Source organism: Caballeronia sp. GAWG1-5s-s, from assembly GCF_023631445.1.
Taxonomy (GTDB): Bacteria; Pseudomonadota; Gammaproteobacteria; order Burkholderiales; family Burkholderiaceae; genus Caballeronia.
In genome coordinates this window covers 42,908-66,795 of record NZ_JALQDC010000025.1, presented here as the reverse complement: position 1 = coordinate 66,795, position 23,888 = coordinate 42,908, and the positions used below count along the sequence as shown (strand labels likewise).

The window sequence follows — 23,888 nt, the reverse complement described above, 5'->3', positions numbered from 1 at the left end:
GCTGTGGGGCCGGCGTTCAATACGCCCTTAAAACGATACGAAGAACGTTCAGCCGGAGACGATCATGCATGTGAGCTTCAACGCGACGCGTCTTTCACTCGCGTCGCTATTAGCGTCCGCGCTGCTGCTTTGTGCAAGCCACGCACACGCGGCCGCGCCGCTGGCCTATGTGACGAGCGAGAGCAGCGGCGTCGGCGTGATCGAGCTGGACGGCCTGTCGCTTGCCAGAACCATCGACGTGGGCAAGGACGGTCCGCGTGGCCTGAGCCTCAATAGCGACGGCACGCGCCTTTACGTCGCGAACAAGTCGACGGGCGATCTGTCCGAGATCGATACGGCGTCCGGCAACGTGCTGCGCCGCGCGAAAATCGGCAAGAATCCGGAGTTCGTGCGCGTGCACGGCGGCGCGGCTTATGTCACGTATGAGCCGGGCGAATCGGGCGCGCCGGGGAAACCCGGAGAGCCGCCAAAAGATGACGACGACGCGCATTCGCCGCCCGCGGAAATCGCCATTGTCGATCTGAAGACGATGAAGGTCAGGCGTTCGGTCAAGAGCGGCCATGAGACGGAAGGCGTCGAGTTCTCGCGCGACGGCAAGCTCATACTCGTGACGAACGAGGGCGACGATACGGTGTCCGTCTATCGCGCCGGCACCGGCCAGCCCGTGCGCACGGTCAGTCTGCCCAAAGGATCGCGTCCGCGCGGCATCAAGGCATCGCCTGACGGCAAGGCGTATGTCGTCACGCTGGAGAACGCAAACAAGTTCATGGTGCTCGCGGGTAACGACCTCAAGCCGGCAAAGACCGTCGATACGAAAGCCGGACCGTATGGCGTGTCGTTCGATCCATCGGGCAAGCGGCTTTTCGTGGCCGCATCTCGCGACAAGACGCTGCAAGTCTTCGATGCTTCCACATACGCGCATTTGAGCGACGCGCCGATCGGGCAGCGTTGCTGGCACTTCAGCTTCACGCCGGACGGCTCGAAGGTGCTGCTCGCATGCGGCCGTTCGAACGCGGTCTATGTGCTCGACGCTTCGAACTACGCGACCGTCAAGCAGATAAACGATGTACCGCTCGCATGGGGCATCGTGACGTATCCGCCGAGCGCGGGCTCCATCACCGGACGTTGAGTCCGGGCGCACGGCCGTTTCGGTTTGTGCCGCGCATCATTGCGCATTACACGTCGCGCCTCGCGGCGGGCGGCTGCTAGTATCAGTCAAGCTCGCCGGCGAGGACAATCATGCATACATTAGCCGAGGCGTTTGACACCATCAGCGATACACCCACGCGCAAGCGCGTGCTCATCGCGTCTCAGGGCGGCACAGGCAATTGCCGCTGGCTGCCCGCTTCCATAGGCAAGCACGGCGAATTGCGCTTCGACGTGTGCGAAGAAGAGGGCGTCGAGATCGACGACGAAGCCGCCGATGCAGTGCGCCTCTTCGATGCCGGCTCGCTCTCATCCTGCGCATTGGTCGTGCATCTCGGCGCGCTCGGCATGGGCGCGCTGGTCATGGGACCCGGAATCGCCGAGCGACGCCATGCGCATGCTCGAACAATTGAAAGCGCATGCGCTCGGCCGCTTCGTGGAGAACTACTTGGCGGAACTGCGGCAGCGGCGACCGGCCAAGGTCTATCCTTTCAAGCCGCGCTGATTCGGGAGATTCTCCCGTTCATCGAAAGAAGCGCTCAAACGTGCGATGCCTACTGCGCCGCTCCCCGCAGGCGTGCGTAGAATGTTTCGCGTGATGCCATCCGAGTCCTTCTCCTCGCCTGCGAAAGCGCCTTCCACTCGCACGCCGCGCTCGACGGTCGCGCGCGATCTCGCCTGCGTGCTCGCCGTGACCTTCGCCGCGGGCGCCCTGTTCGCGACGTTCGACTTCAGCGAGTTCACGTATCGCTGGACGCGCAGCGCGGAGCGCTTCCAGCTCGACGAAATGCCCGCGACGCTTGTCGTGCTGGCGCTCGGCCTGGCGTGGTTCGCGTGGCGCCGCTATCGGGAAGCACAACGCGAAGCGCGGCGGCGTCGGACGTTGGAAGAGGAAGCAGAGCAACTGCTCGCGCAGAATCGCCGCCTCGCCAATCAAGCCATGTCCGCGCAGGAGAGCGAGCGTCGTCATCTTGCGCGCGAATTGCATGATGAACTCGGTCAATACCTGAACGCCATGTCGCTCGATGCAGCGCGCATACGCGACCTATCTGCGGGACGTGAAGCGGAGATTCATCGGCTCTCTCTCGCGTTGATGCAAAGCGCGACGCATGTGTATCGCGAGATCGGCGGAATGATACGCAAGCTACGACCCATCGGGCTCGATGAATTCGGCTTGCCGACCGCGCTCGAACATTGCATCGAAGGCTGGCGCGAACGCTTGCCGCAGGCGGTCTTTTCGCTGACGGTGGAAGGCGACTTCGATCATTTGAGCGATGCGCTCAATATCACCTTGTATCGATTGGTGCAGGAAGGCCTCACGAATATCTCGAAGTTCGCGCGCGATTCGCGTGTCGAGATCTATCTCGTGCGCACGCCGCAAGACGCGAACTCAGGCGCGGATGAAATCGTCGTCACGATGGCCGATGACGGTCCCGGCATCGATCTCACGATTCCTCGCAAGGGCCTGGGACTGGTCGGCATGCGCGAGCGTGTCGAGGCGCTCGGCGGCGAGTTCCATCTGGCAAGCAGCCCGGGCGAAGGTTTCCTCTTCTGCGCCCGCGTGCCCGCTCAAGCGGGACTGCCGTTGCCGAGCGAGCCGAACGGCGCATCGGCTGCGCCGGTGAAATCGGAGAAATGAAGGCCGAGGCGGCTCGCGATCTGCGCAAGCTGCACGCCATTGTCCGCGCCGAACTTCTGGCGTATGACCGACTGGTGGTTCGCCACGGTCTTCTGGCTCAGACCCAGTTTCTCCGCGATGCTCGGTAACGTATAACCCTGCACGAGCAGACGCAAGACTTCGAACTCACGGGCCGATAACTGCCTTCCCGGCGGGCCTTCACGAATCGTTTCGCGCAATGCGAGCGCCTGCGATATGTCGGGACTCAGATAGCCGATGCGGCGCGCCACCGAGCGGACGGCTTCAACGAGCACGTCCGGCGCGCTGGCTTTCGTCACATAGCCGCGCGCGCCGGCATCGAGTGCGCGGCGTACGAAAATCGCTTCTTCGTGCACGCTGAAAATGAGCACGCGCGCCTGCGGCTCGCGCGCGAGCATGCGCCGCATCGCCTCTATGCCGCTTGCGCCCGGCAATGCGAGGTCCATCACGACGACGTCCGGCTGCAACGCGCAGAACTTCTGGTAAGCCTGCGCCGCGTCCGCTGCTTCACCCGCGACGCTCACGTCGGGGCTCAGTTCGAGCAGACGCTTGTAGCCCTCACGCACGACTGCGTGATCGTCCACCAACAGCACGGAGATGTCGGCGGTCACGTTGTTATCCTCCGTTGTCCGAACTATTTACGCTCGATGCGGCCGCCATGCGCCGCGAGTTCGCATCGTTGCGAAAGACGATGGGCTGTTCCGCTGGTTCCTGCCTGACCGATGCCGCGCGCACCACTTCGATGACGCGTTCATGATGCGGGGACTTGTCGCATACCGGGTCCGCGTTCGCCGGATCTTGCGTGAGCAGATACGCCTGACAGCGGCAGCCGCCGAGGTCGATGGCTTTCTCGTCGCAACTGCGGCACGGCTCCTTCATCCAGCCGAAGCCGCGAAAGCGGTTGAAGGCATCGCTCTCATACCAGATGTCTTTGAGCGGCGTCTGCGTCACATTGGGGAAGGTGAGGCCCGGCAACGAGCGCGCCGTATGACACGGCAACGCGGCGCCATCCGGCGCGATGCCGAGAAACACGGAGCCCCATCCGTTCATGCAACGCTTTGGCCGACGCTCGTAGTAATCCGGCACGACGAAGAATATCTTGCACTTGTCGCCTATTTCGCGCCGGTAACGCTCGACCACGGCTTCGGCTTCCTTCAACTGCTCCGCGGTCGGCATGAGTTGCGCGCGGTTCGCGTGCGCCCAGCCGTAGTACTGCGTGTTCGCGAGTTCGAGATACTCGGCGTCCATCGCGAGCGCCATGTCGATGATGCGGCCGATATGCGGCAGGTTATAGCGGTGCAACACGCAATTGAGCACCATCGGGAAGCCGTGCGCCTTGATGAGATTGGCGACGCGCTTCTTGAGGTCGAAGGTTTTCGTGCTCGAGAGAAAGTCGTTCAGCTCCTGCGTCGAGTCCTGAAACGAGAGTTGAATATGATCGAGTCCCGCGTCCTTCAGCGCAGTCAGACGCTTGTCCGTGAGACCGATGCCGGACGTAATGAGATTCGTATAAAAGCCGAGTTTGCGTGCTTCTGCGACGAGCGTTTCCAGATCGTCGCGAAGCAGCGGCTCGCCGCCGGAAAAGCCGAGTTGCGCCGCGCCGAGCGCGCGCGCCTGCCGCAACGTGTCGAGCCATTGCTCGGTATTCAACTCTTGCGTGTGTTCCGCGTAGTTCACAGGGTTGTAGCAGAACACGCAATGCAGCGGACAGCGGTACGTCAGTTCGGCGAGCAGCCAGAGCGGCGGCGGTATGACCGCGCCTTCGTGCTCGGACTTCGCAATGGGTTCGGAAAGATCGGTCATGCTCGTGCCTCTGGGTGTGCCTCTGCGTGTGCCTCATTACTCCAGCCAGCCGCGCGATCGTGCGCCGGCGATGAACGCCCGCACGTCGTCGCCGAGGCCGCTGGCGTTGAACGCCTGTTCCAGATCCGCGACGAGCGCGGGAATGTCGCGCGTGCCGTCACAGCGCAAAAGAATCTGCGCGGCGCTTTGATTGAGCTTCACCATGCCTTCGGGATAAAGCAGGACGTGCGCATCCTGCGCGGGCTCCCATTGCAGGCGAAAGAGACGCTTGAGCTTCGGATGCAGTGAGTCATCCGGTGCTTCGACGGCTTCCTGGACACGCTGCGTCGGGTTCATATCGCTCATGACGGAAAGGCCTTTTCGATGGAATCCAGCATGGTCCAGAGAATATCCAGCTTGAATTGCAGAATGTCGAGCGCGCGTTGTTGTTGCTCGCGTGTCGTGAAGTAAGCGAGCGTCACTTCGAGACCATGTTCGACATCGCGCTGGGCAAGCGACACACGCGAGCGAAAATAAGCGAGACCATCGGCTTCGATCCACTTGTAATGCTCGGGCCATGTCGCCAGGCGATCCTTGTGAATCTGCGGCGCGAACATCTCCGTCAGCGACGAGCACACCGATTCCTGCCACGGCGCGCGTCGCGCGAAATTCACGTAGGCGTCGACGGCAAAGCGCACGCCGGGCGTGACGAGCCGAAGCGACCACAGATCGTCGCGCGAGAGACCCACTGCATCGCCCAGGCGCGCCCACGCTTCGATGCCGCCTGGCTGATCTTCATAGCCGTCGTGATCGAGAATGCGCAGCACCCAGCGGCGGCGCGTCTCGCGGTCCGGGCAGTTGGACATCACGGCCGCGTCCTTCAGCGGAATGTTGATCTGATAGTAGAAGCGGTTAGCGACCCAGCCGCGAATCTGCTCGGGCGAACAGCCACCGCTATTCATCTTCACATTGAACGGATGATAGATGTGGTACGCCGCGCCTTTCGCGCGCAGTTGTTCCTCGAACTGATCGCGTGTCCACGCTGGCTCCGCGGTCTTCACTGCGGTGAAGTGCGGGCCGGTCGTGGGATTGAGCATCGGCGTGAACGGGTGGTCAGACATTCATCGTTCTCCAGGGATTCTTCATAGCTCGAAGCTCATGCCGTCGTGCGCCACTTCGATGCCATGCTCCGACAGCATGCGGCGTTCGGGACCATCTTCGATGAGAATCGGGTTCGTGTTGTTGATATGGATTAGCACTTTGCGCATTCCCGCGCGCTCGATCGAATCGAGCACCTCGATCATGCCGCCTGTGCCGCTCTGAGCGAGGTGACCCATGTCGGCGCCGGTCTTCTTCGTCAGGCCCAGACGAATCATTTCGTCGTCGGTCCATACCGTGCCGTCGATCAGCAAGAGGTCGGCCCCGCGCATCGCGTCGAGCACGTGCGGTTCGATCGCGCCGAGCCCCGGCGCATAGAACGCCCGCTTGCCCGTTGCGCTGTTCGTGAACACGAGTCCGATGTTGTCGCCCACTTCGGGTGCTTCGCGGTGCGGCGAGTAAGGCGGCGCCTTGCTCGAAAGCGGTAGTGCTTCGATCTGCACGCGCGGCAGTTCCGGCACGCTCAACGCGGCCCCGTCGAGCGCAATGCGTCGATGTTCGACGGCGCAGTAATGCGAGAGGATCGACGTGACCGGAAAGCCCGTCGAGAGGTCTTGCCACACGGCGTCGGTCGCATAGAGCGGCAACGGCGTGCCGCGTTCGCGCAGCATCAGAAGACCGGTGACATGATCGATCTGCGCATCCATGACGATCACCGCTGCGATGCCCGTATCGCGCACGCGACGCGCGGGCTGCAACTCGGGATTCGCGGCGATCTGCGCGAGTATGTCCGGCGAGGCATTGACGAGCAGCCAGTCTTCGCCGTTATCGCTGATGGCAATGGAAGACTGCGTGCGCGCCCGCGCCGCTATCGTGCCGCGACGCACGCCGTCGCAATTGCGGCAGTTGCAGTTCCATTGCGGGAAGCCGCCGCCTGCCGACGAGCCCAGCACACGAATCTTCATAAGCCAGCCTCGCTGACCTGCATCACGGCGCTCATGGCCACATTCTCCTTAACAGTCCGTCCTTGTCGATCAGTTGATGTTTCATCGCGCCCAGGAAATGCAGCGCGATCAGCGCGGCCATGATCCACGCCAGATAAACGTGAATGCCGAAGAACAGTTCCCGCATGCCCTTGTCGTCCCATCCCCATTGCGGCAACGGCACGCCCCAGAAGCGCGTGCCGTACTTGTTGAACGACGAGCCGAGGTAACCGGTCAGCGGCATCGCGATCATGCCAACGTATAAAAGACCCTGCGTGGTGCTCGCGGCGGCGCGTTGCCACGCTCCCATCGGCGGCAGAGGCGGGCGGCCATAGGCCAGGCGTACCAGGATGCGGATCAGCACCAGCAGGAAAACCGTCATGCCGAGCGACTTGTGGAAGTTGATGAGCGTCGACTTGAACGGCAGCCCGCGCGGCAGGCCGACCATGTAGAAGCCGATGCACAACATCGCGATAATGGCGGCCGCGATGATCCAGTGCAGCGCGACGAGCGGACGCGCGAAGCGATCGTTCGCCGCGACCGTCTTGCCGTGCGCCGCAGCAGGAATTCGTGCAGCGGTCATGGCGCGCCTCCTTCGTCAAAGGGCAATCATCCGCGGGATAGAAGTCCATTGTTCTCGTCTGTTCACGAATTGGCGATCAGCAATTCCCCCCGTCCGTCCACGGCGAGATCGCCCGCATAGCGCGTCGGCATCATGCTGTCGGCGAGCGTCGCAAAGAGCGGCATCTCGCGCGCGATCATGCGGGTCAGCAGCCGCCAGAAGACGTCGAAGCCACGGCCGCCTTCGACGAAAGTCGGTTCGATGCGTCGCGGTGCCTTCAATAGTACGACCGTGCCGCGTCGCATGCCATAACCGAGGTGCGCGCCCGTTTCGCCCGCGATGCAAAGCGTCCCCGCTACGAGCCGCGATGCCGCGAAATCGCCCGCATTGCCGCCGATCAGCACGGTGCCGCGCCGCATGCGGTCTGCAAGACGCGCGCCTGCATCGCCGTGGACGATCAAAACGCCGCCGCGCATGCCCTCCATGTCGCCGGGCAGCGCGCCCGCTGCGAAATCGCCGACATGTCCGCGCACCGTCATGCGGCCGCCTTGCATTTCGCATGCGGTAAAGCGGCCCGCATTGCCGTCGATATGCAGCTCGCCGCCGCTCATGCCGATGCCCGCGTAGTCGCCCGCTTCGCCGTGGACAAACAGCGAACCGGCATTGAGCGACGCCCCGATGCGGTCGAGCCATGCAACATCGCCTTCGATACGGAGCGTTGGCGCTTCGCTTTGCGTTCTGCTGATGTCGAACAGATCGGCTATCGCGCACTGCTCGCCGTGCCCTTGCAATATGAATCGCGCGACTTCGCTATCTTCCAGGCCACCGAGTGCGCAAGGAAGTAAGTTCGACGCATCGACGCGAAAGCCGGGCGCACTTTTTACACGCAGCGTGATGGCGCTCATGCACGACTCCCGTCGATGCCGGCTGCGAGTTCATGCAGCTTGAAGTGATACGGCCCGAGCTTGCCGCCGTAATTGCCCGCCGATATGCGCAGCATGCCGCCCGCTCGCCCGATGGCAGTGGCGGCCGCGATGCCGGCAGTCATCGCGGCGCGCACATCCGCATCGGTCAGACCGTCGATCACGATTTCGAGCACGCATGCGACCTCGGGCGTGAGTTCGCTCTTCTTCGACAAGCCGACGAGCGTGGGGCAGAAGGCATCGTTCGTGGAGGCCGTCGCGCCCGCGTATTTCGAGCCGATCTTGGAGCCGGAGCGCACCGCGCCGCCGGGAAATGGCGTGATGATGTTCGGCAGCGCGTGCATGGCGGCAACGGCGGCTTCGGCGGCGTGCAATGCGCTGTCGAGATCGCGCGCGAGGAACAGCAGATTGCCGCCGCCCACGGCCTTCACGGTAGCCGTGGATTCCTCGCAGACGAATTCGCCGTCCATCACGGGCACGCGCCAATAGCGCGTCGCGCCGAGCACTTTCGATATCTGAAAGCCGTCGCCGAAGAAGCGCAGTCCCGCGCCGAGCGGTGCGTTATCGGAGAGCGGCGCGCGGCTCGTTGCCGGATCGATGCCGCCATAGACTGCGGTGGTCGGGCACGTGAGCACGCATTGCCCGACGCGCCGCGCGACCTGCTTCGCCAGTTCTTTCGACGACACAGCGAAGATCAGCACCGATATGCCCGGCCTGCCATCGGGCGTTTCATCGGCTGCGAGATCGCGTTCGATGCCCGCTTCGCATCCGCAATCGATCACGGATGTCGCAAAGCCCGTCAGCGAATTGGCGGCGTGACGCGCCCAGGTCGGCGTATGCGCGGTAATGACGAGGCGCGTCGCCTTCATCGGGAACGCTTCGGCGAAGGTGTCGTCGATCTCCGTGTCGTTGATGCGCTTGGCGGTCATGGTTGTGCGTTCCCGCGCGTGGCGAGGCACGCAACCGGCAACAGCCTGCCGCCGTTGCAGCATGCGCAGATTTCGTCGTCGCCGATAGCCGCGTTCTCGAAGCGCGCCGCGAGGTTGGCGTCGGTGAAAGCGCGCACGCGTGCTTCGATGGAACGGTCATAGTCCGGCTGCACATAGTGGATGCCGCCTGTCGGTACGTTCAGAAGGGTGCCATCGCGTGCGACTAATTCGCCATCCTTAAAGACATAGGCGGGTGACGTGAACATGCGCTCGCGGTCCGCATCCTCGCGATAAACGGCAATGTCCGCTGCCGCGCCGACTCCGAGATGCCCGCGATCCTTGAGCCCGAGCAACCGCGCGGGTCCGGCGCGCGTGATGATGGCGATGTCGTACAGCGAGAACTCGCGAGTGAGTCCACCGAGCGCGGTCGCGGTCTTCGCATCGGCGTGCAGCTTATCGAGTTGCTCGTCGCGAAAGGACTTGTCCATCAGAAGCCGAATGAGATGCGGGTAACTCGTGAAGGGACCGCCGTTCGGATGATCGGTCGTCATTGATACGCGCCACGGATCGTCGACGAGCAGGAAGATCTCCAGCCCGATGATCCATTGCAGCGCGTTCACGAAGCTCTGCTCGCGATACCGGAAGGGCAGCACGCCACAGCCGCCATCGCATTCGATATCGCCGAGTATCCATTTACGCGGTCGAGCGAGCGGCGCATTGCGGAACTGCATCATCGTGTCGCCGGAAGCGGTGACGGTCTGACCGAAGATGATCTGTCCGACATCGATGGTCACGTTGGGACGCGCGTTGACCGCTTCCGCAATGGCGCGCGCGCCGGATGAAAACTTGCGCGGCCCTTCCGTGCCGTAACTGTGGAACTGGATATGCGTGAGATGCACAGGCAGGCCTTCTGCCGCATCCATCGTCGCGATGGTCGAATCGACGTTGCCGGGCACGCCCAGATTACTCGCGTGCACATGCAACGGATGCGGCACGCGCAAGTCGGTGAGCGCGCGAGTGAGTGTCTTCAGCACGTCACGCGGCGTGATGCCGTAATGCACGTGTGCTTCGTCGAGATCCAGCGAACGCTGATTGAACTTGAAAGCGGATATGCCGCCGGGGTTCACTACCTTGACGCCGAGCGCCTTGCTCGCGTTGATGGTCCAGCCCACGTAATCGCGCATGCGTTGGTAGTCTTCGCGTGCCGCCAGCATCTGCAGGAATAGCTCGTCGTTGCCCATCATCACATAGGCGCCGTGATCGATGATCGGTGTATCGCCCATTTCGAGGTGAGTGTGACGCGCGTTCGAGGCGATCATCGCGGGCTCGAATGCAGCCGTATAGCCCATTTCCGCGTAACGATATCCGGTGGCGAGCGTTCCCGGCGCGCATGTGCCGCAGGAAGGCAGACGCATATAGCGGCCCTCGTCGGGCCGGTTTGGCACGGCGCGCGGATCGGCGCGATGATCTTCCGGCAGCAGCAGTCGCGAGAGATTGGTCTTGCCGCCGCCGATATGCGAGTGCAGATCGATCCCGCCCGCCATGACCACCATGCCGCTCGCATCGAAGTCACGTTCAGGCGGAATGTCGTGACTGTTCAGACCATCCACGATACGGCCGTCGCGGATCGTGATGTCGCGCTGTTCGCCGTTGATCCCGTTCGTCGGATCATAGACGGTGCCGCCTCTCAGTCGCGCCGTGCTCACTATGTCCTCCTAGTCCGTATCGATTGCGCGAGTTCACTCGCGATGGCGGCCACGGTGGGCAATGCCATATCGCGCGCAGGCACGAGCGGCGCGACCACCGATGTATCCATGCGAAACAGGTGTCCGCTGCTATCGACGCCGGGTGTCGCAACGGGAATGAACACGGTGGGCGCGCTGCGTTCAACGAGCGCGGTGGCGGGATGCGCGAGGATGATCGCGGGAACATCGTCGGCGAGTGCATCGGGCATCGGCTCGGGACCGAAGCTCGATACCCATAACAGCGCGTCGGCTTCGCGCGTATGCAACAGCGTGTGCGTCCGATAGCGATATGGATCGTGATCGAGCGGCATTCCCATGGTGGCACGCGTTCTGAGCGGAAAGCCGGAGAGCCACGTGACTGTCTGATTGACCGATAGCGCGCCGTCGTCCCCGGTCAATGCAAGGACGCCCGCGCGCGTGGTGCGATTGAGCGTCTTCACGATTCGGTGTAGCGCTTCTATCGCGAGCGCCGCATTCGGCAGTGGCAATACGGCGGGTTCATAGACGAACGCGGTGTAGTGCGCCGTGTGGATGCGGTCAGTCAAGGCCTGCAAATCGCGGGCGGTTTCCGCGTCTGCGAACGCATGCGGCTTGCGGTCTTCGACGAGCGCGGACCAGAGGGCGAGCGTATCGAAGGTATCGAGATTGCGCAGCAATGTCTCGCCATGCGGGACGGCCGTATCGACGTCGCATCCGACGAAGACGATCTTCTTTTCACGCTGCGCGGTTTGCAGCCGCTCATAGAAGCGCGGATAACGGCGCGAGGGTTCGCACGCGAACACGACGATGAGATCGGCGCGCGAACGCACTTCCGATAGCGTGGTGAAGAGCGCGCCTCGGTCTTGCAGCGCGAGCGTGGCCGCGGCGAGCGAATCGCCGTGCATGTGATCGAGGATGGCGCCGCTGTGGGCCGCGAGTTCGTAGAGCGCGCGTGCGCCGGCGACGTCGGTGGCGAGGCCGCTGAAGAGCGGGCGGCGGGCTTTCGTCAGTATGTCTGCGGCGCGCGAGATTGCTGTGGGTATGTCGGTTTGGGTTCCGTCGATTTTTGGTTGTGCGCTTGCTGGTCCGGCGTTGATGCTCGCGAGTGAGTTCGTTAGCCGCGGACAGGTCGTGTTCGTTGCGCTCAGCCGCGCGTCCGCCGCGACGTCCAGCGCGATGTCGTCGCATAAGAGCGGGCAGAATGGACACGTCCACAGGGGTTTTGCTGGCGCTGGTTTCGGCATGGTGCGCGGGTGTTTGCAAGGTCTATGCCGAGGGTCTTTTTGCTCGCGCTTGTTTTTCTTCGTGGAACTTGTGTTCGTGTCGGTCTATTAGTGTTGCCCCTCCCCGGGGCGGGGGTTACTTTCTTTGCTGCTGCAAAGAAAGTAACCAAAGAAAGCAGCTTTTCTAGCCCGCAGCACTGAGAAGGTGGTCACTTCGCAGAGAGTCATTGGCCCTCAGCTTGAATCTACCCTGAATCACCTTCCACGCCCGCTGAGCGCCACGTCCTCCGAGCCCCTTGGCTCGATAACACCGAACGCTTGCAACGGTATGGGCGCTTCTCATACGTTGAACTCAGTGCTGGCAGGTCCGCGCCTCAACGGACTCATGCGCGGCACGACACGCGATTTGAAGCGTGAAGCGCTGACCGGGGTGTGGTGTTATCGAGCCAAGGGGCTCGGAGGACGTGGCGCTCAGCGGGCGTGGAAGGTGATTCAAGGCTGCCAACCAGCTGAGTGCCAATGACTTTCTGCGGAGTGACCACCCTGTTGTTGCTGCGGGCCCAAGAAAAGCTGCTTTCTTTGGTTACTTTCTTTGCAGCAGCAAAGAAAGTGACCCCCGCCCCGGGGAGGGGCAACGCAAATAGACCGACACGAAAGCAAGTTCCATGAAGAAACTGGCGCGGAAGCAAGACATATGAAACACACTGTCACGCCCGAGCGGCAGCTCAAAGACCACAACACCGAACCAATGCCATTGGCACAAATATTGAGTCCTGGAGAAGCGAACGCCAAACTAAACCGTCCGATCATGAATCGCAGAAGCAACGAGCCACCCGTGCGCGCCGCGCAACCCGACCTGCCTGAGGTCGTCGCGATCCCGCACCCCTCCCGCGCCGATCAAAGAGCGCTCACCGGCCAAAGCCCGCACTGCATGGAACGTATCGAAGTCCGGCCCGGCCTTGGCACCGACATGATCCAGCGTCATCACAATGACGCGCGAAGGCCACCACGCGCTATCGCCGCTGAGCGCACCCAGCGCGCGCCCGCCGCGAAAGTCGAGCGAGAGAATCGGTTCATAGCCGGCGGCGCTCGCTTCGGCAATCGCGTCTGCGTCGAGCAAGGTCTCCGTGCCGAACACGGGCACGAGCGTCGCAGCCGCAGCGCATGGCTTCACGTTCACGATGCGCTCGAACAACACGCGCATCGACGCGAAATCGCGAAAGCCCGCATCGAGCCAGATAGCGACGCCACCGCCGAGCGCCTCCCGAAGCGCCGCCAGCGTGTCGATATGCGCGCCGCGCCCGAGAATCGCGCCGAGATCGGCCACGTATAGCGTGCGAGCGCCGGTCGCGGCCAGCAACGCACGGGCGACCTCCAGAGGTTCGCTCGTCCCGCACAACGAAGACTGAATCGGCCGGTAGCGCAAACGCTCGCCGCGCACCGCGCGCACCGCGTGGCCGTCGAGCAAGTCGAGAACGGGTATCACCTGCATGGATGGCTTCCCCTTGACCAGAATATTCGTGTTCGAGTATCTCACCGGCGGCGGCATCGATCCGGATGTCGCGAGTGCAAGCACGCTCGCGGACCTCAGCGCGCTCATCGTCGAAGGACGCGTCATGCGCGACGCCATCGCTGCCGACTTGCGCGCGCTCGAAGGCGTCGATGTCACCGTCGCCACGTCGCGCTTCGAGCAGATGAGCAAGGATCACGCGCATGCGCGCCCGCAGCCCGGCGAGCCGATCACGCGCTTCGTCTCACGCATCGCGCGCGAGCACGACTATGCCATGGTCATCGCGCCCGAATGCGACGGCCTGTTGTTGCAGTTGCACGATGCCGTCGGCGCCGAGCGCTGGCTCGGCTGCGCGAAAGAAGCCATACGCACGGCGTCGAGCAAGAGCGCGACAGCCGCATGCCTCGCCGCGTATGACATCCCCGTGACGCCCGCGCTCGACCCCGAGCAGGCCGTCGCCGCAGAGGGACGCCGCTGGGTCGTGAAGCCCGATGACGGCGCGGGCGGCCTCGATACGTATGTCTACGATCAACTCGACGCGGCCCGCGAAGAACACGAAGCGCGCGCTGCAGCCGGGCGCAATCCTGTTCTGCAAGAATGGGTCGATGGCGAACCGCTCAGTCTTTCGCTTCTTTGCGATGACGCGGGCGCGCGGCTCTTGTCCATCAACCATCAACGTATCGCGCTTTCCGAGGCGGCGCAGTCGAAGCGCCGCGAATGCGTCGTACAGTTCGACGGCGTCGATGTGAATACCGTTGCGCGCAACGGCGAGCGAGGGCGCGTGCTCGAAAGACTTGCGCAGCGCGTGGCTCATGCGCTTCCCGGCTTGCGCGGGTTCGCGGGCATCGACCTCGTATGGCACCCGCAACGCGGACCGGTGGTTATCGAAATCAATCCGCGCCTGACGATGGCCTATGCGGAACTCAGCAAGACGCGCAACATCGCGGCCGACTTGCTTGCGGCGCACGGTGTACCGCGCTTCGAACAACGTGAGCCATCTTTGCGCGCATGCGGAGCGTCGTCATGACGACGCGTGCGGGCGGCGCGCCGGTCTTCGGCTGGGATGTGGGCGGCGCGCATGTGAAGGTGTGCATGGCCACGGCGGGCGCGCCGGTCGATGTCGCGCAATGGGCGTGTCCGTTATGGCAAGGCATCGCGCATCTGGAGCGAACGGTCGATAGCGTCTTCGAACGCTGGCCGCAAGCCGCCGACGCCACCGCGCGCCACGCGGTCACCATGACCGGCGAAATGGTCGATCTCTTTGCGGACCGCGCAGATGGCGTGCGCACGCTGACCCGCATGCTCGCGCAACGGCTCGGGCCGCGCACGCTCTTCTACGGCGGCAAGGCGAACTGGCTCGCGCGTTCCGCGTGCCGCGAGGGCTGGCGCAAGATCGCATCGGCGAACTGGCTCGCCACCGCGGAATACGTCGCGACGCGCGTGCCTCATGCCTTGCTCGTCGATATCGGCAGCACGACCACGGACATCATTCCGATCGTCGCGGGCCATGTCGCCGCACGCGGCATGAACGATGCACAGCGTCTCGTGAGCGGCGAGCTCGTGTATCAGGGCGTCGTTCGAACGCCTTTGTGCGGTGTCGCGCATCGCATCGCATTCAGGGGCGAAACCACGGGCGTGATGAACGAATGGTTCGCGACGACAGCGGACGTGTATCGCCTGACCGGCGAGTTGTGGGCCGAGCACGACCAGCATCCGAGCGCGGACAACGGCCCGAAGACGGAAGCCGCGAGCCGTGCCCGTATCGCACGAATGATCGGACGTGACGCGTGCGATGCAAGCCCCGATGAATGGCGGCGATTCGCGCTTGCATGGCGGCGCGAACAGTTGCGCGTGTTCGAAGCGAATCTGGCTCGCGTGAGCGCGCAACACGAGTCGTTGGCAAGGGCGCCTATCGTCGGCGCAGGATGCGGGCGCTTCCTGGCCGCGGCGCTCGCGCAGCAGGAGGCGCGCAGCTATGTGGATTTCGCGCGGCTCGCGGGAGTCGCGTCGGACGATGCCGGGCAATACGAATGGGCTTCGACGTGCGCGCCGAGCGTGGCGGTCGCGCTGCTGGCTTCGTCGCCGGTAACGGATATGAATGCGGGCGGCGCGAACGAGGCGGTCAATCTCGAACGAGGATAACGGCATGTGGGTGATCAAAATCGGCGGAAGCCTGAGCCATGATCCCGTGCTGCGCGAGTGGCTCACGCGGCTCTGGGAACTGGGCGGCGGGCGTGTCGTGATCGTGCCTGGCGGCGGCGATTTCGCAGATGCGGTGCGGCAGTATCAGCGCGAATGGCGCTTCGACGACCTCGCCGCGCACAACATGTGTCTGCTCGCGATGACCCAATACGCGATTCTCATGCAAGGCGTACTGCCCGAGCTCGTGCTCGCCTCGAATGAAGAACGCATCCGGCGTGCGCTGCGCGATGGACAGGTCGCGGTATGGGTGCCGACCGATCTGATGCGCACCACGCCCGACTCGATGACCAACTGGGACACGACATCCGACAGTCTCGCCGCGTGGCTTTCGACCACGCTCAATGCCGAGCGCCTGATGATCGTGAAGTCGTGCGCGATCGAAGCGCATGCGCCGCTCGAAGCGCTCGCCGCAAGCGGCGTTATCGACAGACGCTTTCCCGCCTATGTGAGAGACGCGAACTATCTGGTTGAAGTGTTCAGCAAGGGCGATGCGTCGGTCATGCGCGAGCGGCTGCTCGCCTTTCACGCATGAGCGCTCACGCGTTCGTCATGCAGTGCGCGCGACCACTGACGCACGCGCGATGCATCGAGCCGCCCCGTGCGTCCATCGCGCTCGTCGCATAGCGCGCCTCTGAGGCCCGCGATATCCGGTGCAAGCGCGCGTATCCGTTCGAGATCGCGCCAGCCTAGCGATCCTGCGAGGGCGGTCATCATGCCGCGTGACCGCGCTTGCGAAAGGCATGGGGCGAGCGTCGCCGTATCGACGCAATCGAACAGCGTGCGGCCGTCTTTGTTCGCGGTGTCGAATACAAGCGCGACGAAGCCGAGTTGCGCGGCGAGTGTAACGACGGAACGCTCGATGCCGTCGTCCGCAAGCAGCACCGGCACGACCGTCGCCGGCAAGGACGCCAGATGACGCAAGCACGCCGCGGCGCGTGGACCCGGCGCGACGCCGACCTTCACGTAATCGACGCCGGTGCTCGCGACGTCCAGCACGCGGCTCGTCATTTCATCGAGCGCGTCGTTCGGCAAGTCTCCGATGGTCGCGCTGATGGGCCGCACCGCGTACCGCGCCCGCAATGCGCGCACGATGCGCTTTATCTCGTCCGTCGCGACGCCGCCCAGCGCGCCCGCGCGCGGTTCCTTCAGATCGATGACGTCCGCGCCGGCTTGTGCGGCATCGAGCGCTTCATCCACCGAGCGGACGCTTGCCAGCAATGCGGTCATGGTCGAACTCCGGAGCGTTGAATCAGGGATGAGGCGTCTTCGCGCGATGCTGTTCGATGGCCTGCAATAGCCAGTTCCACGCGGTGCTTTCGGCATCGCCCGCTGTCTTGTCGATGGCGATACGCAGATAGTCGATCTCGCTATCTACCTTCTCTTGCGGCAACATGAAGAGACGGCTAACCAGAATCGCGCCCTCTACAACGGCAGCCTGCGCGCGATTGAAGCCGGGAAACGGCGCGTGCGTCTCGCGATGCACGCACGCCATGCGCAGCGAGGGGCGCGTGTCGTCATCGTTCATTTCAATCAGTTGCAGTTCCGCATGCGCGAGCGTCTGCGCGAGCCGCACGCTCGGCACCGCTGTCGCGCGAAGCGTCGGCCAGTCGCGCTGAAAGCCCGTGACGCAGCCCGCGAACACGCGCACGTCCGTCGTGAAGTTGATGACGGCGCTTCGCGTCGCGATGACGTTATCGAGCGTCGTCGACGGGCGAAACGGCGCGAGGATGGCTGAGTCTTTCTCGAAGCGCACGCCCATCGGCGCGACATGCGGAAGGCCATCGCGATCCGCCGTGGTGACGATCGTCTCGTAGATCATGGCTGTCCGCGCACGCGTGCATAGGCATGGGGCTCGCACGAAGGCGCGTTCACGCACGCGGCTTCGTGCAAGTGGGACGTCGCACTCAGCGCGTGGCGATATACATCGTGATTTCGAACCCGAAGCGCATATCGGTGAAGCTCGGCGTAGTCCATTGCATGGCAATTTCTCCTTGGTTGAACGAGTGAATCGGTCGATGCCAACGACGCCCTTCCAATTCGAGCGGCGCGCGCGTGCGAACGCACGCAAGCGGCATGCCAAAAAGATCCAATCGTTCGTGCGCGCTGCAGTGTGACGGAAACGCAGCAAAGTGTCCCGTCTGCGTGATGCTCCATCCGATGAACGCGCGTCGATCAGCGCTTTTTCATCGTCGTGCCGGGCGCGTGCCATGCCGTCAGATCTTCCTCGGGACGATCCACCTCGCATCCCCAATCGAGAGCCTGGTCCTGATCGAAACGCTTGCCGAGTTGCCATGCGATTTCGGCCCGCGCCAGTTGCACGCCCATGTAGAACGCGTGGCCGCCGTCGGCTTCCAGCTTGAGGTCGGGGTAGAGCGCGAATGGGTCGGTGGCGATGCGATGCCCATCACGGTTATAGACATGAATCCCTTCGGCCGAAACCTGAACGCGAAAGTTAGGATCACGTACGGATTGCGCGAGTTCGTTAATCTCCTCGGCGTTGTAAGGGAAGGGACGCTTCGCATGCAGCGCGGACAGGTCGCCCGACATGCCCTTGGGCAGCGTCTGCGTTTCGCGCGCGGCGTGCATCACGCGTCTTGCGACATCGGCTTCGCGCACGGCACGGCGCGCATGCAGGCTCACGGATGTCGTGAGCACGGCCGCGATGCCCAGTTCCGCCGCCATGCCGAGCAGCACCGCGTTGATGCCGCTCGTGTCCGCTTCCGTCAACTCGGTCACGTTGCCGATGCCCATCATGATCGCAACGTCCGGATGACGCTCGCGCAGGCTCACATAACGCGCGATGGATGCTGCTAGCCCGAATGGAATCGGATCGAGAATAGGGTCGGCGAGGAACGGGCGATTGCGTGCTTTCATCGCGTCGATGGCCGCTTCGAGCGATGCCATGTCGTGCGGCTCGCGCGGCACGAGAACGGGCGTCGATGCCGTTTCATCCGCGATCCACAGCGTATCGACGTTCAGGCTCATCAGGTAATCGGCGCCTGCGCGTGCGCCGCGCACCAGTTCGTCGGCGAGCATCGAATCGACGCTCACGCGATAACCCTGTTCCTTGAGCATCGCCACTGCGTCTTCGAGATGCGGGAACGGCGTCTCGGGCAGGCAGCCGATGTCGATCACATCCGCGCCCTGTTTGGCGTAGTCGCGCGCGCGGGCGGCGATGCCTGCGAGGTCGAGTCGCGGCGCGTCGACGATCTCGGCGAAGATCTCCGTCTCGTAGCGCGATAAATCGACATGCCTCGCTTCGCGTCCGAAGAACTGCGGCAAGTCCTTCACTTCCTCCGGGCCGCGCTCGACCTTCACGCCGTAGTGCGCGGTCAGCGCATCGAGGTCGCCGCGGCATCGGCCCGGCACGATCATGCGGCTCGTGCCTTCGCCGAGCGGCGTCGCGACGCGCCGGCGAATCATGTCGGCGGTCATGAGTCCCGCCACTTGCAGACCGATCTCGCGAACTTCCCATGTAAAGGGCGATGCGGCGCTCGTCGGCGCAATGCCTTCGAGCACGCGACGAAGGCTCTGTTCGGCGAGCCTGCCCGTCAGGAAGACAATGTGTTCCATGCGAGATTCAGGTCCGAAAGCCGTTGTTCGAGCGCGGCCTTCAGGTCGTCGAGCGTGCGCGCGACAGTCGTATGTTCGATGCGCGCCAGACGTTCGACGTTATCGAACTCGATGGCGCGCGGCCTCACTTCGACCCATTCGTGGGGCGTTTGCGTGATGACGCTCGGCGCGGTATCGCATGCGAAAACGATACCCGGCACGCATTGCTTGCCGGCCTGCGCAAAGAGATTGGTGGGCAACGTATCGGAGATGCCGAGCGCGCACTTTGCCACCGTGTTGCTCGTTGCCGGCGCAATCACGACGGTGTGATATTCGCCGTGATAGAGCATGCCCACGGGCACGCTGCTCGCGCTGTTGTCGCGAAAGACCTTGAAGTGCTCGCGCAGCTTACGGATAGGCCAGCCATAAAGCGGCAACACTTCTTCGCCCGCGCGTGACAGGAAGAGATCGCAGCGCGGCAGGCGCAAGGCGAGTTCGAGCGATTCCTCGATCATGTGCCCCGAACCGGTCACGCACCACGCGAAGCGCGCGTCGGGCTTGAACTCGTCGAGCCGGCGAGCGGGCGCGGGCTGCGTCATGCGTGATCCGGCGTGGCCGAATCGTGCGACAGCCTGATGTGCAGCCGATGCATCTTGCGATACAACGTGTTCCGGCTGATGCCGAGCACCTTCGCGACGTTGCTCACGTTCCAGCGATGTTCGTCGAGCAGCAGCAGCACGGTCTCGCGTTCCCTGACTTGTATCGCGTTGAGCGCGGACGTGTCGGCGTCGTCGGTGAGATGCGGCAGTGGCGCCGTGGCGGTTGCCGTGGGCGCAGTTGTCGCGCTCACGGCACGCGCGCCGTTCACGATCTCGGGCGGCAGATGCGCGCAGCGAATCTCGGGACCGTCGCAGAGCGCGATCGCCATCTGCAGGACGTGCCGCAATTGACGTATGTTTCCGGGCCACGAATAACTCAGTAAAGCCTGTCGTGCCTCGGCGCTCAACGCGGGCGGATCGGTGGATTCGGTTTCGAGGATATGGCCGATGAGCGCGAGCGCATCGGCGCGTTCGCGCAGCGGCGGCAAGTTGATCTCGATGCCGTTGAGCCGGTAATACAGGTCTTCGCGAAAGAGGCCTGTCTGCACGAGTTCCGCGAGATTGCGGTGACTCGCGCTAATGAGCTGGAAGTCCACCTTCACGGTCGTTTCCGCGCCGAGCGGCGTGACTTCGTGTTCTTCGAGCACGCGCAGCAGCCGCGCCTGCAGCGTGAGCGGCATGTCGCCGATCTCATCGAGGAACAGCGTGCCGCCATTTGCCTGCACGATCTTGCCGCGCCGTCCTTCACGCTGCGCGCCGGTGAAAGCGCCCGCGCGATAACCGAACAACTCGCTTTCGATGAGGTTCTCCGGCAGCGACGCGCAATTCACCGCGACGAACGCGCCCGCGCCGTTCGGGCTGATGCTGTGCAGCGCATTGGCGAAGACTTCTTTGCCGGTGCCCGTTTGCCCACGCAGGATGATCGGTATCTTGCGTTGAATCACGCGCGCGGCAAGCTGAATCTGCGAGGCCATGCGCGGATCGCCGAATTCCAGATGCGAGAGCTTGTCGAGACGGCCTGCGCCCGAGCCGGCGTTTTCGCGCCACTCCTTGCGCGCGGGCTTCGCGCGTGTCGTCAGCGCGGAGTCGTTCATCAGAATGCGCGTCGCGCCGCCCGCCGCTTCGCGCGGCGTCTGCGCGGTGAGAAAGAAGCGGCTGTTCGCCTTCGCGCTATACACCGTGACCGGATGAAACGAGCCGCGAATGCTGCGCGCGATCATGTCTTCGAGCGACGCGTTGAACGCCTCTTCGATGCGCTTGCCGCACAGTTCGGCGGGCGTGCGCAGATCGAGCTGAAAGAGCGCGCTGCGGCTCGCGGCCAGCACCACGCCGTCGTCGCTGACCGCGAGCTTGCCCGCGTGCAGCGTGCCGACGAATTCCGGCCGGCTATGAAAGTGGATCATGTTCGCGTGCCGGTAGCGCGCATCGATCAGACGATTTTCGATCATCTGCCGCGACATGCCGACGAGCACGAGTGAATGCTGCTGCAAGAGCTTCGAGCGGCTCGTGACATCGAGCACGCCGGCAATCGTGCCGCGTTCATCGAAGATCGGCGCGGCGGAGCAGGTGAGCGACGTATAGCGCGGATAGAAGTGCTCGTGCTGGCACACGGCAATGCAATCGCGCTCGATGAGGCACGTGCCCATGCCGTTGGTGCCGGCTTCGCGCTCGCTCCACAGCGCGCCCACGCGCAGGCCGTCGGCGGCGACAGCCTCGCCGAACGGCACCGAGGACACCTGATGCACGATCACGCCGTCCGCATCGACGAGCACGACCGCGAGCTCGGGATCGGCGAGCTGTTGATACAGCGTCGTCATTTCCAGCTTCGAGCACGCGATCAGGTCGCTCGCGGCTTCGCGGCGCTCGGTGAGTTCGCGCGATGTCAGTACGGGCGGCATCACGAAGCGCGCCGGGTCGAGGTGGAACTCGGTGAGGCAACGCATCCACGATTGCGCGACGGAATCGCTCGCGCGCCGCGTGGCGAGCGGGTTATTGACGATGTTCAGCACTTCCCGGACATGCGTGTCTACGTCAGCTAGCGACGACATGGGGCCGTGTCTCCGTGGCGTTTTTCGTTGCGGTCGCGCATGAGCCGCGCGTTGCGTCCGACGCCGAATCTGTTGTGTTTCCGCGGGCGCCGCGGCCGTCTCGTTGCCGTCGTGCTGTAGCCGTTCGCGTGCGCGCCTCGTGGCCGGGCGTGCGTTTCGGTCAAGATTTCCGCCCCGATCCGGCCCGGTTCCCAAAAACTCTACATCCGATGGCGCGCCGGTTCAATAAGTAGTCGCATAGAGTTTGGCGCTGCGCGCGGTTTTTGCTTTTCTCCTCGAATCACCCGCGTTTCACGCTTTCATCACTCACCGGGCCGCTCGCGCGGCGACACGCACATGGGCCGATTCGATCCGATCCGCGAAGCCGTTCGCGACATGGCGCCGCGCGCTGCCGAGGAAAACCCGCCGATGGATATCGTTTTTATCGAGGGACTCACAGGACAGACGGTAATCGGCATCGACAAGAGCGAGCTGCACATCGCGCAGCCCGTGCGCATGAGTCTCGCGATCGGCGTGCCGTCGCTGCGCGCGTGCACGACGGATCGCATCGAGGACACGGTCAACTACGCCGCGGTGCGCGAGGCCATTCACGCACTGCTTGCGTCGCATCGCGTGCAGCTATTGGAGGCGCTGGCCGAGCACATCGCGCAACTCGTCATCGCGCGGTTCGGCGCGCATTGGGTGAGGGTGTCGCTGGCGAAGCCCGCCAAGTTCGACGATGTGGATGCGGTCGGCGTCGTGATCGAGCGGCGGCGCGCGCCGTCGATGCAAGGCGGCCTCGGTTGGATCGGCCTGGGCTACGTGCCGCAATAAGCCTTGCGTGCAGCGTTATTTCGCGGCCGCTGCGGGCTTCACGAGTCCACACGCCCTGAACGCTTCACGCTGCAACTCGCGATACTTCTTCGTCTGCGCCTTCGCGCGATCGACGCGAAACTCGGCGCCGCCTTCGCCGCCGAGCGCGGCGTATTTCGAAAACGTCGACTGCTCCACGAAGTCGTCATAGGTGAGCACTTGCGCGATCTTGTCGATGGCGCACGAACACTTGTAGACGTTCACGAAGTCATGCCCGTTGTCGTCCATGCAGGCGAGCACGTATTCCACGCGGCCTTCGGTCGGATAGTCGTGCCCTTGCGCCGGCACGCCCGCGGCCGCGAACGACAGCGGGCACACGGACGCCAACGCGACGAACACGCAGAGCACGTTGCAACGTGGACTCATTCGATGAACCTCGTATCGTGGTCGATGAAATGCGGCCGGCGCGCAACGGCGACGCCGGCCGCACTATCGACGGCATAGTGACGATCAGGCCGCCGCGAACGGATGCGCGACCGATGACTTCCTCGACACCACTTCGGATGCCTTCGGTTCGCCCGCTACCGCGCGCTGAATGGCTTCTTTCGTCGCCTGATAGTTGAACTCCTGAATCTTCTTGTCGTCGGTTGCTTCCCAGTGAATGAACACGCCGACACAGATAAAAAGGTCGTCGGCTTCGTCGGCGGGAATGGTGCCGTTTTCCACGCTGTCGGCGACCGCGAGCGCCACCGCATGCTGCGCCGGACCGAACATCTGCACGGCCTGCTTCGCGCCCTTGATGGTGACCTTGTTGAAGAGAATCGTATTGGGCTTGGTGATGAGATTGGGCGCGACCACGGCCAGCAGCGACGTGAAGCCGTCCTTGTTGTTCGTGAGCGCGTGGCAGAACGCGGTCTCCGCAGCGGAGCCTCGCGGTCCGATGATCAAGTCGATATGTGCGACCTCGTTGCCGTCGCCGACGAGCGACTCGCCTATCAGGACGCGGTTGATCTTGGCCATGCTGTTCCTCCAGTGAAGGGTTCTTGGGACGATCGACTTGCTCCAGGGCTCAGGCGGCCACGGTCGATAACCCGAAGACCGCGCAACGCATCCTCGATGCAAACGGCTGCACAGAGGGCGGCATAACCGCGTACGTCC

26 protein-coding genes are annotated in these 23,888 nt (G+C 63.7%); 7 read left to right on the top strand and 19 right to left on the bottom strand.

The features are described from left to right. Nucleotides 1-64: 64 nt before the first annotated feature. The 3 genes from NCR34_RS19095 to NCR34_RS19085 all read left to right on the top strand — a co-directional run bounded on the left by NCR34_RS19095 (nt 65) and on the right by NCR34_RS19085 (nt 2,785). A complete protein-coding gene (locus NCR34_RS19095) occupies nt 65-1,129 on the top strand; it encodes a beta-propeller fold lactonase family protein (protein ID WP_250500957.1) in 1,065 nt (354 codons plus the stop codon). Nucleotides 1,130-1,239: 110 nt separating this feature from the next. Then, nucleotides 1,240-1,731, top strand: coding sequence for a hypothetical protein (locus tag NCR34_RS19090; protein WP_250500956.1), 492 nt, complete (start codon nt 1,240-1,242; stop codon nt 1,729-1,731). Between the two features lie 13 nt (nt 1,732-1,744). Next, on the top strand, nt 1,745-2,785 hold the full coding sequence (locus tag NCR34_RS19085) for an ATP-binding protein (RefSeq protein WP_250500955.1): 1,041 nt from the start codon (nt 1,745-1,747) through the stop codon (nt 2,783-2,785). Here NCR34_RS19085 and NCR34_RS19080 read toward each other — a convergent pair. From NCR34_RS19080 to NCR34_RS19030, 11 genes are all read right to left on the bottom strand, one after another. Continuing rightward, nucleotides 2,716-3,414 carry a response regulator gene (locus NCR34_RS19080; protein ID WP_250474315.1) on the bottom strand — a complete coding sequence of 233 codons (699 nt, stop codon included), beginning with the start codon at nt 3,412-3,414 and terminating at the stop codon, nt 2,716-2,718. The genes NCR34_RS19085 and NCR34_RS19080 overlap by 70 nt on opposite strands. A gap of 4 nt (nt 3,415-3,418) precedes the next feature. Beyond that, the gene (pqqE, locus tag NCR34_RS19075; protein WP_250500954.1) at nt 3,419-4,606 is read right to left on the bottom strand and encodes a pyrroloquinoline quinone biosynthesis protein PqqE; all 1,188 of its coding nucleotides are present in this window, start codon (nt 4,604-4,606) and stop codon (nt 3,419-3,421) included. Between the two features lie 36 nt (nt 4,607-4,642). Next, nucleotides 4,643-4,942 carry a pyrroloquinoline quinone biosynthesis peptide chaperone PqqD gene (gene pqqD / locus NCR34_RS19070; RefSeq protein WP_241270018.1) on the bottom strand — a complete coding sequence of 100 codons (300 nt, stop codon included), beginning with the start codon at nt 4,940-4,942 and terminating at the stop codon, nt 4,643-4,645. A gap of 5 nt (nt 4,943-4,947) precedes the next feature. Beyond that, nucleotides 4,948-5,682 carry a pyrroloquinoline-quinone synthase PqqC gene (gene pqqC, locus NCR34_RS19065; RefSeq protein WP_250500984.1) on the bottom strand — a complete coding sequence of 245 codons (735 nt, stop codon included), beginning with the start codon at nt 5,680-5,682 and terminating at the stop codon, nt 4,948-4,950. 45 nt (nt 5,683-5,727) lie between these two features. Further along, nucleotides 5,728-6,648, bottom strand: coding sequence for a pyrroloquinoline quinone biosynthesis protein PqqB (gene pqqB, locus NCR34_RS19060; protein WP_250500953.1), 921 nt, complete (start codon nt 6,646-6,648; stop codon nt 5,728-5,730). 31 nt (nt 6,649-6,679) lie between these two features. Beyond that, nucleotides 6,680-7,249, bottom strand: coding sequence for a cytochrome b (locus NCR34_RS19055; RefSeq protein WP_250500952.1), 570 nt, complete (start codon nt 7,247-7,249; stop codon nt 6,680-6,682). Nucleotides 7,250-7,311: 62 nt separating this feature from the next. Next, nucleotides 7,312-8,133, bottom strand: coding sequence for a formylmethanofuran dehydrogenase subunit C (locus tag NCR34_RS19050; protein ID WP_250500951.1), 822 nt, complete (start codon nt 8,131-8,133; stop codon nt 7,312-7,314). Next, on the bottom strand, nt 8,130-9,080 hold the full coding sequence (gene fhcD / locus NCR34_RS19045; RefSeq protein WP_250500950.1) for a formylmethanofuran--tetrahydromethanopterin N-formyltransferase: 951 nt from the start codon (nt 9,078-9,080) through the stop codon (nt 8,130-8,132). Before fhcD ends, NCR34_RS19050 begins: the two co-directional genes overlap by 4 nt. Further along, nucleotides 9,077-10,786, bottom strand: coding sequence for a formylmethanofuran dehydrogenase subunit A (locus NCR34_RS19040; protein ID WP_250500949.1), 1,710 nt, complete (start codon nt 10,784-10,786; stop codon nt 9,077-9,079). The genes fhcD and NCR34_RS19040 overlap by 4 nt, the downstream gene beginning before the upstream one ends. Next, nucleotides 10,786-12,048, bottom strand: a complete 1,263-nt coding sequence (locus NCR34_RS19035; RefSeq protein ID WP_250500948.1) for a molybdopterin-binding domain-containing protein — start codon at nt 12,046-12,048, stop codon at nt 10,786-10,788. Before NCR34_RS19035 ends, NCR34_RS19040 begins: the two co-directional genes overlap by 1 nt. Before the next feature lie 772 nt (nt 12,049-12,820). Continuing rightward, on the bottom strand, nt 12,821-13,519 hold the full coding sequence (locus NCR34_RS19030) for a HisA/HisF-related TIM barrel protein (protein ID WP_250500947.1): 699 nt from the start codon (nt 13,517-13,519) through the stop codon (nt 12,821-12,823). Between the two features lie 13 nt (nt 13,520-13,532). On the opposite strand from NCR34_RS19030, the gene NCR34_RS19025 reads away from it, so the two are divergent. The 3 genes from NCR34_RS19025 to NCR34_RS19015 are packed head-to-tail and all read left to right on the top strand — an operon-like array spanning nt 13,533 to nt 16,271. Continuing rightward, complete coding sequence (locus tag NCR34_RS19025; protein WP_250500946.1) at nt 13,533-14,564, top strand: ATP-grasp domain-containing protein; 1,032 nt, start codon at nt 13,533-13,535, stop codon at nt 14,562-14,564. Continuing rightward, the gene (locus NCR34_RS19020; RefSeq protein ID WP_250500945.1) at nt 14,561-15,679 is read left to right on the top strand and encodes a hydantoinase/oxoprolinase family protein; all 1,119 of its coding nucleotides are present in this window, start codon (nt 14,561-14,563) and stop codon (nt 15,677-15,679) included. Before NCR34_RS19025 ends, NCR34_RS19020 begins: the two co-directional genes overlap by 4 nt. A gap of 4 nt (nt 15,680-15,683) precedes the next feature. After that, on the top strand, nt 15,684-16,271 hold the full coding sequence (locus NCR34_RS19015) for an amino acid kinase family protein (RefSeq protein WP_244849592.1): 588 nt from the start codon (nt 15,684-15,686) through the stop codon (nt 16,269-16,271). On the opposite strand, the gene NCR34_RS19010 is transcribed toward NCR34_RS19015, so the two are convergent. From NCR34_RS19010 to NCR34_RS18985, 6 genes are all read right to left on the bottom strand, one after another. Then, nucleotides 16,262-16,966, bottom strand: coding sequence for a (5-formylfuran-3-yl)methyl phosphate synthase (locus NCR34_RS19010; protein ID WP_250500944.1), 705 nt, complete (start codon nt 16,964-16,966; stop codon nt 16,262-16,264). The two genes, NCR34_RS19015 and NCR34_RS19010, sit on opposite strands and share 10 nt — an antisense overlap. A 22-nt stretch (nt 16,967-16,988) precedes the next feature. Next, nucleotides 16,989-17,558, bottom strand: a complete 570-nt coding sequence (locus tag NCR34_RS19005; RefSeq protein WP_250500943.1) for a DUF447 domain-containing protein — start codon at nt 17,556-17,558, stop codon at nt 16,989-16,991. 85 nt (nt 17,559-17,643) lie between these two features. Beyond that, on the bottom strand, nt 17,644-17,718 hold the full coding sequence (gene pqqA / locus NCR34_RS19000) for a pyrroloquinoline quinone precursor peptide PqqA (RefSeq protein ID WP_008354335.1): 75 nt from the start codon (nt 17,716-17,718) through the stop codon (nt 17,644-17,646). A gap of 193 nt (nt 17,719-17,911) precedes the next feature. Next, the gene (locus NCR34_RS18995) at nt 17,912-19,312 is read right to left on the bottom strand and encodes a DUF6513 domain-containing protein (RefSeq protein WP_250500942.1); all 1,401 of its coding nucleotides are present in this window, start codon (nt 19,310-19,312) and stop codon (nt 17,912-17,914) included. Continuing rightward, nucleotides 19,291-19,890: a flavoprotein gene (locus NCR34_RS18990; RefSeq protein WP_250500941.1), complete on the bottom strand. Its 600-nt coding sequence runs from the start codon at nt 19,888-19,890 to the stop codon at nt 19,291-19,293. The genes NCR34_RS18995 and NCR34_RS18990 overlap by 22 nt, the downstream gene beginning before the upstream one ends. Further along, entirely contained in the window at nt 19,887-21,938 is a 2,052-nt protein-coding gene (locus NCR34_RS18985) for a sigma-54-dependent Fis family transcriptional regulator (protein ID WP_250500940.1), read from the bottom strand. The genes NCR34_RS18990 and NCR34_RS18985 overlap by 4 nt, the downstream gene beginning before the upstream one ends. 375 nt (nt 21,939-22,313) lie before the next feature. Between NCR34_RS18985 and NCR34_RS18980 the strand changes: the two genes are divergently transcribed. Beyond that, on the top strand, nt 22,314-22,751 hold the full coding sequence (locus NCR34_RS18980; RefSeq protein ID WP_250500983.1) for a dihydroneopterin aldolase: 438 nt from the start codon (nt 22,314-22,316) through the stop codon (nt 22,749-22,751). A gap of 15 nt (nt 22,752-22,766) precedes the next feature. Here the strand turns inward: NCR34_RS18980 and NCR34_RS18975 are convergent, their stop codons facing one another. Continuing rightward, entirely contained in the window at nt 22,767-23,156 is a 390-nt protein-coding gene (locus tag NCR34_RS18975; protein ID WP_250500939.1) for a hypothetical protein, read from the bottom strand. A gap of 84 nt (nt 23,157-23,240) precedes the next feature. After that, a complete protein-coding gene (gene fae, locus NCR34_RS18970; protein ID WP_250500938.1) occupies nt 23,241-23,750 on the bottom strand; it encodes a formaldehyde-activating enzyme in 510 nt (169 codons plus the stop codon). Nucleotides 23,751-23,888: the final 138 nt, after the last annotated feature.